The organism is Streptomyces showdoensis (assembly GCF_039535475.1).
In the GTDB taxonomy this organism is placed as follows: Bacteria; Actinomycetota; Actinomycetes; order Streptomycetales; family Streptomycetaceae; genus Streptomyces; species Streptomyces showdoensis.
Genome location: NZ_BAAAXG010000026.1, coordinates 774494 through 787500 on the forward strand (window position 1 = coordinate 774494; position 13007 = coordinate 787500).

The 13007-nt window shown below is 73.7% G+C and carries 11 protein-coding genes; 4 read left to right on the plus strand and 7 right to left on the minus strand.

The genetic code is table 11. The features are described 5' to 3' along the window. The first annotated feature begins 154 nt into the window (after positions 1–154). Positions 155–1726: a M23 family metallopeptidase gene (locus ABD981_RS16065; RefSeq protein WP_046911949.1), complete on the plus strand. Its 1572-nt coding sequence runs from the start codon at positions 155–157 to the stop codon at positions 1724–1726. A gap of 90 nt (positions 1727–1816) precedes the next feature. Here the strand turns inward: ABD981_RS16065 and pcrA are convergent, their stop codons facing one another. Both pcrA and ABD981_RS16075 read right to left on the minus strand, forming a co-directional pair. Beyond that, the gene (gene pcrA / locus ABD981_RS16070) at positions 1817–4267 is read right to left on the minus strand and encodes a DNA helicase PcrA (protein ID WP_046911948.1); all 2451 of its coding nucleotides are present in this window, start codon (positions 4265–4267) and stop codon (positions 1817–1819) included. Between the two features lie 81 nt (positions 4268–4348). Then, positions 4349–4702 (minus strand): hypothetical protein, encoded by a 354-nt coding sequence (locus ABD981_RS16075; RefSeq protein WP_046911947.1) that lies wholly within the window; start codon positions 4700–4702, stop codon positions 4349–4351. 343 nt (positions 4703–5045) lie between these two features. Between ABD981_RS16075 and ABD981_RS16080 the strand changes: the two genes are divergently transcribed. Further along, positions 5046–6134 (plus strand): C40 family peptidase, encoded by a 1089-nt coding sequence (locus ABD981_RS16080; RefSeq protein WP_046911946.1) that lies wholly within the window; start codon positions 5046–5048, stop codon positions 6132–6134. 53 nt (positions 6135–6187) lie between these two features. On the opposite strand, the gene ABD981_RS16085 is transcribed toward ABD981_RS16080, so the two are convergent. Together ABD981_RS16085 and ABD981_RS16090 are read right to left on the minus strand one after the other, a co-directional pair. Beyond that, the gene (locus ABD981_RS16085; RefSeq protein WP_046911945.1) at positions 6188–6898 is read right to left on the minus strand and encodes a LuxR C-terminal-related transcriptional regulator; all 711 of its coding nucleotides are present in this window, start codon (positions 6896–6898) and stop codon (positions 6188–6190) included. Then, complete coding sequence (locus ABD981_RS16090) at positions 6895–8163, minus strand: ATP-binding protein (protein ID WP_046911944.1); 1269 nt, start codon at positions 8161–8163, stop codon at positions 6895–6897. Before ABD981_RS16090 ends, ABD981_RS16085 begins: the two co-directional genes overlap by 4 nt. 167 nt (positions 8164–8330) lie before the next feature. Between ABD981_RS16090 and ABD981_RS16095 the strand changes: the two genes are divergently transcribed. Then, positions 8331–9833: a PspC domain-containing protein gene (locus tag ABD981_RS16095; protein ID WP_046911943.1), complete on the plus strand. Its 1503-nt coding sequence runs from the start codon at positions 8331–8333 to the stop codon at positions 9831–9833. After that, the gene (locus ABD981_RS16100) at positions 9820–10080 is read left to right on the plus strand and encodes a hypothetical protein (RefSeq protein WP_123955198.1); all 261 of its coding nucleotides are present in this window, start codon (positions 9820–9822) and stop codon (positions 10078–10080) included. The genes ABD981_RS16095 and ABD981_RS16100 overlap by 14 nt, the downstream gene beginning before the upstream one ends. On the opposite strand, the gene ABD981_RS16105 is transcribed toward ABD981_RS16100, so the two are convergent. From ABD981_RS16105 to ABD981_RS16115, 3 genes are all read right to left on the minus strand, one after another. Beyond that, complete coding sequence (locus ABD981_RS16105; protein ID WP_046911942.1) at positions 9990–10607, minus strand: DoxX family protein; 618 nt, start codon at positions 10605–10607, stop codon at positions 9990–9992. The genes ABD981_RS16100 and ABD981_RS16105 overlap by 91 nt on opposite strands. A 99-nt stretch (positions 10608–10706) precedes the next feature. Continuing rightward, positions 10707–11945, minus strand: a complete 1239-nt coding sequence (locus tag ABD981_RS16110; protein WP_046911954.1) for a hypothetical protein — start codon at positions 11943–11945, stop codon at positions 10707–10709. Between the two features lie 152 nt (positions 11946–12097). Beyond that, a complete protein-coding gene (locus ABD981_RS16115; protein WP_046911941.1) occupies positions 12098–12886 on the minus strand; it encodes a class II aldolase/adducin family protein in 789 nt (262 codons plus the stop codon). Positions 12887–13007 lie beyond the last annotated feature (121 nt).

Genomic DNA, 13007 nt, shown 5'->3' on the forward strand with positions numbered 1-13007 from the left:
ACAGAGCCAAAGCTCTCTCCGCTACCCGCCGAAAGACGGCCGATTGCCCGTTTCCTGGCGGCTCGAAACCCGCGGAAGATTGTCGGGCGCGCATACCGCCGGGTACAGTCACGCCACTGCTTGACCCCCTGCTGCCGAGGCGAGAGAGAAGTTGGTGAACGACCAGCACCCCCACGCCGGGTACGTCGCGGACGGCACCCAGACCACCGGGAGCTACACCGTCGACCCGCTGTTCGGCAGCTACGACGCAGGCTACGCGGCAGGTCACAGCGCAGGTCAGAGCACGTACGGCGAGTACGCCGAGCACACCGGCCACACGGACTACGCCGGCCACACCGACTACTCCGGGTACACCGGCTACGCCGACCCGAACGGGTACGCCGACCCGAACGCCTACGCCGGGCACACCGAGCAGACCGGCCACTCCCCCTCGTGGGACACCGGTTCCTACGGCTCGTACACCGCCACCGGCCAGTGGGACGCCACCGCCTGGACCGAGGCCCAGCAGGCCGCCCCGTACGAGGCCGCGGCCTTCGCCACCACCGCGTACGACACCACCGGCCAGTGGACGACCCCGGGCTTCGAGACCGGCACCTACGACCTGGCCGCCGCGACCGCCTGGAACGAGGCACCCGCGACGCCCGAGCCGGTCGTCCCGCAGCAGTACACGCCGGGCTCCGAGCACACCGCCGAGTTCGAGTTCGACCTCGACGCCCACTCCGCCTCGCACGCCGAGCACGCGGACCACTCCGAGTACGCCGAGTACTCCGAGACCATGCAGGTCCCCGCGTACGACCTGGACGGTGGCTACGAGGCCGGCACGGCCGAGGAGACGGAGGCGGAGTCGGAGCGGCACGCCTTCCACGCCGCCGAGACCATGATCGGTCTCGAGGTCCTCCCGGAGAGCGCCCTCGGCGGCGCCGAAGAGCTCCCGCCCGTCGCCGGCCACCCCGTGCGCCGCTCCTCCGGCGGCAGCCGCGGCCGGCGCCGTACGCCCGCCAAGCGCTCCGCGCTCCTGACGGTCGCCGTCCCGTCCGCCTGCGTCATGGGCGTCGCCGGCATCGCCGCCGCCTCGGTCGCCGGGCTCGCCGACACCGGCGCGGAGAACAAGACCGACACGACGGCCCTCGCCGCCGCCGACCCCGCCTCCGTCAAGCAGGTCGCCGCCAACACGAAGCTGGACACCCAGCTCGCCGCGCTCAGCGCCGACGCCCGCGACTTCGGCGACCGCGCCAGCCGCACCCAGGAGCGCATCGACCTGCGGCAGCGCCAGGACGCGGAGAAGAAGAAGCGCGAGGAGGAGGCGGCCCGCAAGGAGGCCCTGCGGCCCAAGTTCCTCCTCCCGGTCAAGCTGCACCAGCTCAGCGCCCGCTTCGGCCAGTCCGGCGTCAACTGGATGTCCGTGCACACCGGCATCGACTTCCCCGTGCAGTACGGCACCCCGGTGATGGCCGCGACCGACGGCACCGTCCGCACCCAGTGGAACAGCGCCTACGGCAACATGGCGATCGTGACCATGGAGGACGGCACCGAGACCTGGTACTGCCACCTCAGCAGCACCAAGATCCGCTCCGGCAAGGTCAAGGCCGGCGACGTCATCGCGTACTCCGGCAACTCCGGCAACTCCACCGGCCCGCACCTCCACTTCGAGGTCAGGCCCAACGGCGGCGCGGCGATCGACCCGCTGCCCTGGCTGCTCAGCCGCGGGCTCGACCCGACCAGCTGACACCCGCCGCCCACGAGGAAGGGGCCCCCGCCGGCATCCGGCAGGGGCCCCTTTCCCGTGGGCTTCCATGGGCTCCCGCGGGCGGGCGCCCTACAGCTTCTCGACCGGCGCGTAGCGCAGCAGGAGCCGCTTGGGCTTCTCGTCGCCGAAGTCGATCGTCGCCTGTGCGTCCGCGCCCACGCCCGTCACGGCCATGACGGTGCCCAGGCCGAACTGGTCGTGGGTGACCCGGTCGCCGACCTGGAGCGAGATCACCGGCTTGTCGCTGGTTCGCCGGGTGGCGAAGCCCGAGGGGCCGGAGCGGGCGCGCGAGGAGGACAGCGAGGAGGTGATCCCCGAGGTCGGCCCGGCGGGCTTGGCCATGGGGCCGGTCCGCTTCCACTCCAGATACGCGGCGGGGATCTCCTCCAGGAAGCGCGAGGCCGGGTTGTACGAGGGCTGCCCCCAGGCGCTGCGCATCGCGGAACGGGTCAGGTAGAGCCGCTCGCGGGCGCGGGTGATGCCGACGTAGGCGAGGCGGCGCTCCTCCTCCAGCTCCTTGGTCTGTCCGAGCGCGCGCATGTGCGGGAAGACGCCGTCCTCCATGCCGGTGAGGAACACCACCGGGAACTCCAGGCCCTTGGCGGTGTGCAGGGTCATCAGGGTGATGACCCCGGAGCCCTCCTCGTCCTCGTCGGGGATCTGGTCGGAGTCGGCGACGAGCGCGACCTTCTCCAGGAACTCGGCGAGGGTGGCGGGCTCCTCGCCGCGCTCCTGCTCGAACTCCAGGGCCACCGCGGCGAGTTCCTGGAGGTTCTCGATGCGGGTCTCGTCCTGCGGGTCGGTGGAGGCCTGCAGCTCGGCCAGGTACCCCGTCCGCTCCAGGACGGCCTCCAGGACCACCGCCGGGCCGGCGCCCGACTCGGCGATGGTGCGCAGCTCCTCCATCAGCGTATTGAAGCGCTTGACGGCGTTGGCGGAGCGGGCCGCCATCCCGTACGCCTCGTCGACGCGCTTGAGGGCCTGCGGGAAGGTGATCTTCTCGCGCAGCGAGAGGGCGTCGATCATCGCCTCGGCGCGCTCGCCGATGCCCCGCTTGGGGACGTTGAGGATGCGGCGCAGCGGCACGTTGTCCTCGGGGTTGGCGAGGACGCGCAGGTAGGCGAGGACGTCGCGGACCTCCTTGCGCTCGTAGAAGCGCACGCCGCCGACGACCTTGTAGGGCAGTCCGACGCGGATGAAGATCTCTTCGAAGACGCGGGACTGGGCGTTGGTGCGATAGAAGACGGCGACGTCGCCGGCCTTGGCCGCGCCGGTGTCGGTGAGCCGGTCGATCTCGTCGGCGACGAACTGCGCCTCGTCGTGCTCGGTGTCCGCGACGTATCCGGTGATCTGCGCGCCGGCGCCCGCGTTGGTCCACAGGTTCTTGGGGCGGCGGGACTCGTTGCGCTCGATGACCGCGTTGGCGGCGGAGAGGATCGTCTGGGTGGAGCGGTAGTTCTGCTCCAGGAGGATCGTGGTCGCGTCCGGGTAGTCCTCCTCGAACTGGAGGATGTTGCGGATGGTCGCGCCGCGGAAGGCGTAGATCGACTGGTCGGCGTCGCCGACCACGCACAGCTCGGCCGGGCCGAGGTCCTCGTACCCGGTGCCGACGAGCTCGCGGACCAGGGTGTACTGGGCGTGGTTGGTGTCCTGGTACTCGTCGACGAGGACGTGGCGGAAGCGGCGGCGGTAGTGCTCGGCGACGTCCGGGAAGGCCTGGAGCAGGTGGACCGTCGTCATGATGATGTCGTCGAAGTCCAGCGCGTTGGCCTCGCGCAGCCGGGCCTGGTACATCCGGTAGGCCTCGGCGAGGGTCTTCTCGAAGCCGTCGGCCGCCTGGTCGGCGAAGGTCTCCTCGTCGATCAGCTCGTTCTTCAGGTTGGAGATCTTGGCGCTGAAGGACTTCGGCGGGAACTTCTTCGGGTCGAGGTCCAGGTCGCGGCAGACCAGCGCCATCAGGCGCTTGGAGTCGGCGGCGTCGTAGATCGAGAAGGACGAGGTGAAGCCGAGCCGCTTCGACTCGCGGCGCAGGATGCGGACGCACGCGCTGTGGAAGGTCATGACCCACATGGCGTTGGCGCGCGGGCCGACCAGCTGCTCGACGCGCTCCTTCATCTCGCCGGCGGCCTTGTTGGTGAAGGTGATCGCCAGTATCTGGCCCGGGTGGACGTGCCGGGTGCCCAGGAGGTGGGCGATCCGGTGGGTGAGCACCCGGGTCTTGCCGGAGCCGGCGCCGGCCACGATGAGCAGCGGGGTGTCCGTGTGCACGACGGCGGCGCGCTGCTGCTCGTTCAGCCCGTCCAGGAGCGCGGCGGCGTCCACGACGGGCCGGTGGGCCCCGTCGCGGTAGTAGGCGTCCCGCGCGGGCGGAGGCGCGTCCCAGTGCTCCCCGAAGAGGGCGTGCGGAACCTCCTCCGCGGCCGGGGCGCCGTGCTCGTGGTCCTCGGGCGGGGGCGGGGGCTCCTCCGAGGAGTGGTTCTGGAGGCTCGCCAGGAAGCTGTCGTCAAAGAGGCTGCTCATCGCCTCACGAGTCTAGGACGCCGCACCGACACTCCGCTGCCGCCTCCGGAAGTGACCGGAAAGGCCCGAGGTCACCCGAGGTCAGACCCAGAGGGTGGCGATGAAGATGTTGGCCATGGTGAGGCCGCCGACGGCGCCGAAGAGGGCCTTGTCGACCTTCTCCTCGTCGCGCTTGACGTAGACCAGGCCGAGGATCACGACGAGGACGGCCAGCTTGATGCCGACCTTGAGGTTGTTGACCGTGTGGTCGTCGGCCTGGTTGAGCCCGACGAGGGCGATGCCGGTGACCAGCATGGTCAGGGCGCCGTGCAGCATCGCGGGCACGAAGCGGGCGGTGCCCGCGCCCATCGCCTTCATCTGGGTGAGGAAGCCGCCGAGGAGGCTGGCGATGCCGATGATGTGCAGGGCGACGAAGACATTGATGAGGACGTCCATGGGGCGGAGCCTAACCGGGGCCATAGCACCGGCCTCCGGGCGGGTCCACCTTCTCCCGGGCTTCGGTCAGCGGCTGCCGCAAGCGCCGCCCGACCCTCCCCCGGGGTGAACGCGAGCGGTCGGGAAGCGCCAACTGACGCCAATAACGGTCAACCCGTCACCGCCCCACGGCGGCCAGGTTTAGCGTCCTCCCCCAGGTGACCGGCTCCCCACCACCGCCGCGTTCCGGCGGCTGCCGGTCACCCCCGCCGAGAAAGACCGGCGGCGGTCCGTCCCCCTGTGCGGACCGTCGCCGGCCCCGGCGGGCCGCGTCCCCCACAGGGAGAGGATGTGACCCGCCCTCGTGGCAGCGCACCGCAAGCCCAAGCAGTCCCCCTTCGGCGGCCAGGCGGCCCGCACGGCCGCCACGCTGGCCCTCGCCTCCGCGGCGACCGCGACCGTCTTCGAGGGCTCCGGGCACGCCGCGCCGCGGCCGACCCCCGCCCAGGTCAAGAGCGAGGTCGACCGGCTCTACGAGCAGGCCGAGGTCGCCACCGAGAAGTACAACGGGGCGAAGGAGAAGGCGGACCGGGCCCGGGCGGCCTTCGACGGGCTGCGCGACGAGGCGGCCCGCAGGACCGAGCGGCTGAACCGGTCCCGCGACGCGCTGGGCGCGGTCGCCGCCGCGCAGTACCGCTCCGGGGGACTCGACCCGGCCATCCAGCTCGCCCTGACCTCCGACCCGGACCAGTACCTGGAGCGGGCCTCGCTGGCCGAGAAGGCCGGCGACCGGCAGGCCGCCGCCGTCACCGCCGTACGCCGTGAGCTGGCGGCCGTACGGCAGCTCCGCAGCGAGTCGGAGGGGCGGCTGCGGGAGCTGCGGACGCAGGAGGCGGAGCTGCGGCGGCAGAAGGCGACCGTGCAGGGGAAGCTGGACGCGGCGCGGGCGCTGCTCGCCCGGCTCGGCGCCGAGGAGCGGGCCCGGTACGAGGCGGCCGTCGCCGCCGGCGGGCACGGCGGGGCCGACGGGCACGGCGGCCCGTCCGCCCCGGTGGCCAGGGCGGACCGCTCCTCGGCGAACCGCGGGCCCGTCACGGCACCGAACGCGCGCGCCGCCGAGGCCATCGCCTTCGCCCAGGCCCAGCTCGGCAAGCCCTACGTCTGGGGGGCCACCGGGCCCTCCGCCTACGACTGCTCCGGGCTCACCCAGGCGGCCTGGCGCGCGGCCGGGGTCTCACTGCCCCGCACCACGTACACCCAGATCAACGCCGGCCGCCGGGTCTCCCGATCCGAGCTGGCCCCGGGCGACCTGGTCTTCTTCTACTCCGGGATCAGCCACGTCGGCCTCTACATCGGCGGCGGCCAGATGATCCACGCGCCCCGGCCGGGCGCCCCGGTCCGGATCGCCCCCATCGACGAGATGCCGTTCGCGGGCGCGACCCGGGTGGGGTGAGCGGCCGGGGCCCGATCCGGGAGGCGGGCCCGGCATGATCCGAAGGACAGGGCCTAGACCAGGCGGCGGGCGGTCGCCCAGCGGGTCAGCTCGTGCCGGTTGGAGAGCTGCAGCTTGCGCAGCACCGCCGAGACGTGGGACTCGACCGTCTTCACCGAGATGAAGAGCTGCTTGGCGATCTCCTTGTACGCGTAGCCCCGGGCGATCAGCCGCAGCACCTCCCGCTCCCGCTGGGTCAGCCGGTCCAGGTCCTCGTCCACGGGCGGCGCGTCCGTCGAGGCGAAGGCGTCGAGGACGAAGCCCGCGAGGCGCGGGGAGAAGACGGCGTCGCCCTCCTGGACCCGGAAGATCGAGTCGACCAGGTCCGTGCCGGTGATCGTCTTGGTGACATAGCCGCGGGCGCCGCCCCGGATCACCCCGATCACGTCCTCGGCCGCGTCGGAGACCGACAGCGCCAGGAAGCGCACCGGGTCCTGCGCGGCCGCCATCAGGCTCGCGCAGCGGCGCAGCACCTCGACGCCGCCGCCGCCCGGCAGGTGCACGTCGAGGAGGACGACCTCGGGGCGGGTGGCGGTGATCACCGTCACCGCCTGGTCGACGTCGGCGGCCTCGCCGACCACCTCGACGCCGGTCACGTCGGTCCGGCCGATCTCGGCCTGCACCCCGGTGCGGAACATCCGGTGGTCGTCGACGAGCACGACCCGCACCCGGCGCTCCGTGCCCTGCTCCGCCGCCCCGCTCCCGGTCCCGGTCCCGTCGCTCATCCGTCCGCCCTCTCCATCTCGAGCTCCACTTCGGTGCCCCCGCCCGGCACGGACCTCAGCCGCGCCGATCCGCCGTTGCGCTGCATCCGGCCGATGATCGATTCTCGTACGCCCATGCGGTCGTCGGGGACCGCGTCCAGGTCGAAGCCGGGACCCCGGTCCTTCACCGAGACGAAGACCGTCCGGCCCTCCACCTCCGCGAAGACCTGCACCGCCCCGCCCTCGCCACCGTACTTGGCGGCGTTGACCATCGCCTCGCGCGCGGCCTGCATCTGCGCGGCCAGCTTCTCGTCGAGCGGGCAGTCGCCGACGACCACGACCTCCAGCGGGACGCCGTGCTTGTCCTCGACCTCGGCGGCGGCCCGCTTGACCGCCTCCGCCAGGGTGGCCGGCTCCTCGTCCTCGTCCTTCCCGGTGCCCTCCGGCTTGTACAGCCAGTTGCGCAGCTCCCGCTCCTGGGCGCGGGCCAGCCGGCGGACCTCGCCCGGGTCGTCGGCGTTGCGCTGGATCAGGGTCAGGGTGTGCAGGACGGAGTCGTGGACGTGGGCCGCGACCTCGGCCCGCTCCTGGGCGCGGATGCGCAGCGTGCGCTCCTCGCTGAGGTCCTGCGACATCCGCACCAGCCAGGGCCCGGCGAGCAGCGCGATGCCGGTGAGGACCGCGACGGCGGCGGTGAGCGCCGTGCCGAGCTGGGCGACCGAGCCGCGGACCACGAGGAAGACCGCGAGGCCCGTGCCGACCAGGGCGACGCCGACCAGACCGCGGACCAGCTGGAGGACCCGTCTCCTGCCGCCGGGGTCGGTCCAGCTGGCCCGGCGGGCGTTGTCCGCCTGCCGCCAGACGAGGACGACGCCGATGCCGATCAGCAGCGACGGCCAGACGTAGCGCCCGGCCTGCTTGTCGACGTTGATGCTGCCGATGAAGGAGGAGAAGCCGATCGCGAGCGCGATCAGCGCGAGGACCTGGCCCTTGTCGGGCTTGCGGAGGCGTCTGCGCCCGTCGGCGGTGGTCTCGAAGACGGGGCGGGGCGCGGCCCGGCCGCCGACCCCGAGCGGGACGACGATCCAGAACACCGCGTACAGCAGGGCGCCCAGGCCGTCCGTGAGCATGAGGACCGCGAAGAACGCGCGGACCCAGATCACCGGCAGCCCGAGGTGTCCGGCGAGTCCGCGCGCGACGCCGCCGAGCCACCGGCCGTCGGCGCTCCGGTAGAGCCTGCGGACGGGCGGTTCGTCGGTCTCTGCGACGCGGGCGGCTGCGGACATGCAGTGATCGTCACACGTCCGGCCGTCCCGGTGCATCAGGGTCCGCCCGGATATCGGCCCCGGAGGCGTCTCGGGGTCGAGCGGGGGCCGGTGGCCCCCGGAAGATCAGGGTCAAGGCAGGGTCGGTCCCGGTGCCGCCGGGCGTCACGGGCGGTCACCATGGACCCATGACGAGTTCGACGCCTTCGCCCCCCGAGGCCCCGCCGCCGGCGGAGGCCGCACCCGCCCCGCCCCTGCGCAGGTCGCGCGGGCACAAGGTGGTGGCCGGCGTGTGCGGCGGTCTCGGCCGGCACTTCGACCTCGACCCGGTGATCTTCCGGGTCGCGCTCGGCGTGCTCGCGGTGACCGGAGGCGTCGGGCTGCTCTTCTACGGCTTCGCCTGGCTGCTGGTCCCGCTCGCGGGCGAGGAGGAGAGCGAGGGGCGCCGGCTGCTGACCGGCCGGGTCTCCGGCTCCTCGCTGACGGCGGTGCTGACGGCCCTGGTGGGCTCCGGCGTCTTCCTGTCGATGCTGCACAACGGCGGGACGCTGGCCTTCGCGCTGGTGCTGTCGGTCGCGCTGAGCGGGGCGGCGGTGTGGTCGCAGCGGCGCCCCGCGGTCGCCGCGACCGCCGAGGAGGGCGGCCGGATAGACGCGGCCGCCGCGCTCGCGGTCGCCGAGGCGCCGCCCGAGACCAAGGCGCCGCCCCTGGTGGAGTTCCCGTCCTGGTGGCGGGACCCGATCGTGAAGGACGGTTCGACCGGCAAGGTCGCCACCGGCTACCTGTGGGGGCCGCACGGCGTACTCGACGAGGGCGTCGGGATCGACGGCGCGGTCCCGACGCCCGGCGGCCCGTGGGGTCCGCCGGGCGGTCCGCCCCAGCGGCCCACGCCCTCGACGCGGGTGCGGACGGGTCCGCCGTCCATCGGCGGTCTGGTGTTCCTGCTCGCCCTGGTGGCGGGCGGCCTCGGCACGGGCCTCTCCTGGCACGGGCACCCGCTGGGCACCAGCCTGCAGATCGGTCTGGTCGCCGCGCTCGCGGTGTTCGGCCTGGGACTGGTCGTCAGCAGCCTGATCGGCCGGACCGGCTTCGGCACGGTGTTCCTCACGATCGTGACGGCGGGCCTGCTCGCGGGGGCCTCTGCGCTGCCGAAGGAGATCTCGACGGAGTGGATCCGCGAGACCTGGCGCCCGGCGGCCGTCGCGGCCGTGCAGCCGCGGTACGAGCTGGGCCTGGGCGTCGGCACGCTGGACCTGTCCGGCCTGGCCGTCCCCGCCGGGACGACCGTGGTCACCCAGGCGGAGGTCGGCGCGGGCCGGCTGAAGGTGATCGTCCCGAAGGGCGTGACGCTGAAGGTCCGGGCCCAGGTGGGCCTCGGCGACATCCAGTGGCCGCAGCAACAGCCTCCCGCGGCCCCCACCGCGCCGGCACCTCCGGCGACACCCGGGACGCCCGCGACGGGGTCCGCGGCCTCCGGACAGCCGGTCCAGCCGCCCTCCCCGGCGGCACCGCAGTCGCCGCCGTCGCCGTCCCCGCAGCACGCGCGGTCGGCGGACGACATCGACATCGAGCCGGATCTCGACGAGACCCGGACGTTCCCCCCGTCGCCCGGCGTCACCCCGGGCGGCACCCTCGACCTCTTCCTGAAGGTCGGGGCCGGACAGGTGGAGGTCATCCGTGCCGGTTCATGAGTTCCGCCCCGGCCGGCTGGTCCTGGGCCTCGCCGCGCTCGCCCTCGCGGCCCTCTTCGCGGGCGACGCGGCCGGCCGCTGGTCCGTCCCCTGGTACCTGGTGGTCCCGGTGCTGTGCGGCGCCCTCGGGCTGGCCGCGCTCAGCTCCTGGATCGCCTACGGGATCCGGCGGCGCTCGGACAGCAGCGCGTCCAGCGAGAACACCGGGGCGCCGGCGAGCAGCAGCGGGAGCCAGGACATCAGATAGGCGAGGTCGTTGCCGAGGTAGTACGGGTTCACCTGCCAGCTCACGGTGAGCCAGAGGCTCAGCGAGATCAGCGCCCCGCCGAGCGCGGCGACCCGGGCGTACAGGCCGAAGAGGGTGCCGATGCCGACCAGCAGTTCGCCGAGCGCGATGGCGTAGCCGAAGCCGACGGGGTTCCTGAGGGCGAGGTCGACGAGGGCCGGGAGCGCGGAGGTGTCCCGGACGCCCCGCATGAGCTCGCCGATCGAGCCGGGGCCGGTGTCGGCGAGGAAGCCGGCGGTGGTCAGCTTGTCGAGCCCGGCGTAGAGGAAGGTGACGCCGAGGAAGATCCGCAGCGGGACGAGCGCGTAGCGGGAGGCGAGCGCCTTCCAGCCGTCGGTCCCGCCGAAGCCGCCGTCCGACGCCGCCCACGACGGCCGCCGGACGGATCCCGCGCCGGAGCCGGAGCCCGAACCCGGCCCGGAGCCGGGGTCCGGTCCCGTCCCCCCGCCCCGCTCCGCCGCTCCGCCGTCGTCCGTCCGTCCCGTCATCTCCGGCCGCCTCTCCACGCCCCGCGTCACTGCCCGCGCCTGTCCGGGCCGGGTCCGCGGAACGATTCTCCCCGGATTCCCCGTGACGGGGCAGGGGGCTCAGTCGACGACGTCGATCGTGACCCGGTTGGTCTCGACCCCGGCGGCCGTCACGACGGACACCTCGACCCGGCCGGGCTCGACGTCGGCGGGGAGGGGCACCGTCAGGGCGGTGTCGGTCGGGTTGGCGAAGCCGCCGGGGACCGGGACCAGCGGGACGTGGGCGTGGACCGGGCCGATCCGGACGACCAGCCGGGTGAGCGGCTCGGGGCCGGCCGCCCCGGCCGGGACGAAGCCGGTGCCGCGGATCTCGATGTCGTCGCCGGTCCGGATCGGGGCGTCCAGGTCGCCCGCCTCGCGGGCCCGGACCACCGAGAAGACCTTCGGCCGCCCGCCCTCGGCGCACTTGCCGGCGAGGTAGCCCGCGGCGGAGACGGCCAGGAGGAGGACGAGGGCCCAGGGGAGTTCGGGCAGCCGGTCGGGGGTCCGGCCGAGGCGGACGGCGGCGAGCAGGAGCACGGCGCCGGCGACCAGGACGTACTGGACGTCGCCGAGGGAGGCGTGGCCGTCGTCGTCGCACAGGAGGTCGGCGGGCCGGGGCCGGTCGGCGCGGACCTTCTGCAGCCGCCGGGCGGCGACCCGCAGCGAGACGACCAGCCGGGCGGTGACGGCGACGCCCGAGACCAGGGCGAACACGGCGAGCAGCCCGGCGCCGCGGCGCAGGCCGAGGTCGACCCCGTCGGCCCCGCCGGCCAGCCGGAGCGAGAGCAGCAGGACGGCGAAGACGCTGAGGAGCAGCCAGCCGGCGGCGACGGTGCGGGAGGTGGAGAGCCGCCGGTCCTCGCCGACGAGCGGGGCGAGGACGCCGCCCCGCTCGCGGTGCAGCCGGGCGGCCGCGGTGAGCGCGAGGGCCGACAGGACCGCGGCGCCGAGCGCGGCCGTGCGGGTCCCGGTCCACCCCGTGCCGACGGCGGTGAGGGCCTGGCCGAGGAGCAGCGCGAACACGGCGCCCCAGACGGCGGCGAGGGTGCCGCGGTACACCCGGCCGAGCCGGGCCGGGCCCGCCTCCCGGCCGCTCGCGGTGACGGTGCGGGCGGACTGGGCGAGTTCGTCGGAGACCCACTGGCGGGAGGCGACCGGCGAGTGGGCGAGGGCGGCCGGCACGCCGTGGCCCGTGGCGAGCTCGTCGCGACGGGCGAGGAAGGCGGCGACGGCGCGCCGGTGACCGGCGCCGTCGCAGTGCGGGCAGCCGCCGCCGTCCTGATCCGCCCCGCACTGTCTCGCCTCTTGCACCGCCACGGCGCCGCCCACTTCCCGCTCGGTCGACTTGCCCATCGTCAACTCACTGTTGATTCCTGGGAATTGTGCCGCACCGAGTGCTCACTCCGTGGGCTGTGCACACCCCGCACGGGAGTGATTGAAGAGTCATCACATTGACGTAAAGACACGTTCTACGACAGGAGTTCGGGCTCCGTGCGGCTGATCCTGCGCCACAGCGGCTGGTAGTTGATCCAGGCGACCAGGTCGCTGCCGAGCTGCTCGCGGGTGGCGACGGCGTCGCGGTGGTCGATCAGCACCGGCTTGCCCGCCGCCCGCGCGGCGAGCTGGACCTGGGCGCAGCGCTCCATGGCGATGAACCACCAGGCCGCGGCGTCGACGGACGAACCGACGGTGAGCAGACCGTGGTTGCGCAGCACCATTCCCTTGGAGACGCCGAGGCCGACCGCGATCCGCCGGCCCTCCTCGGGGTCGACGGTGACTCCGGTGTAGGCGTCGTAGAGGACGTGGTCCTGGTAGAAGGCGCAGGCCTCCTGGGTGATCGGGTCGATCATCTCGCCGAGGGCGGCGAGCGCCCGCCCGTGCGGGGAGTGGGTGTGGGCGACGGCGACGACGTCGGGCCGGGCCCGGTGGACCTCGGCGTGCGTGGTGAACGCGGCCTGGTTGACGTGGTGGACGCCGTAGACCACCCGCCCGTCGCCGTCGACCAGGATCAGGTCGCTCGCGGTGAGTTCGGCGAAGGGGGCGCCGAAGGGGTTCACCCAGAAGCAGTCGGGGTGCTCCGGGTCGCGGGCGGTGATGTGCCCGGAGACGCCCTCCTCGTACCCGAGCCGGCCGAAGACCCGGAGCGCCGCGGCGAGCCGCTGCTTGCGGTGGGTGCGCTCCTCGGCGGCCGTCGCGTGGACGGGCGGCATGGCGAAGTGGAGCTGCTCGACGGGGACGGGCGCCGGTATCTGGGTCATGCGCCGGAAGGTAACGCCCGCCCACGCAAGTCACCAGAGCCCGTACGGGTCAAAGCGAAAACGCGAGACCGCCGCCCCCGTGACGTACGGGAACGGCGGTCTCGGACCACTCACGCGCGGG

Bases quoted from the DNA above. Each gene is read 5' to 3' on its own strand.
- pcrA (WP_046911948.1), bottom strand. From the start codon at position 4,267: ATGAGCAGCCTCTTTGACGACAGCTTCCTGGCGAGCCTCCAGAACCAC.
- ABD981_RS16075 (WP_046911947.1), bottom strand. From the start codon at position 4,702: ATGGACGTCCTCATCAATGTCTTCGTCGCCCTGCACATCATCGGCATC.
- ABD981_RS16085 (WP_046911945.1), bottom strand. From the start codon at position 6,898: ATGAGCGACGGGACCGGGACCGGGAGCGGGGCGGCGGAGCAGGGCACG.
- ABD981_RS16090 (WP_046911944.1), bottom strand. From the start codon at position 8,163: ATGTCCGCAGCCGCCCGCGTCGCAGAGACCGACGAACCGCCCGTCCGC.
- ABD981_RS16095 (WP_046911943.1), top strand. From the start codon at position 8,331: ATGACGAGTTCGACGCCTTCGCCCCCCGAGGCCCCGCCGCCGGCGGAG.
- ABD981_RS16105 (WP_046911942.1), bottom strand. From the start codon at position 10,607: ATGACGGGACGGACGGACGACGGCGGAGCGGCGGAGCGGGGCGGGGGG.
- ABD981_RS16115 (WP_046911941.1), bottom strand. From the start codon at position 12,886: ATGACCCAGATACCGGCGCCCGTCCCCGTCGAGCAGCTCCACTTCGCC.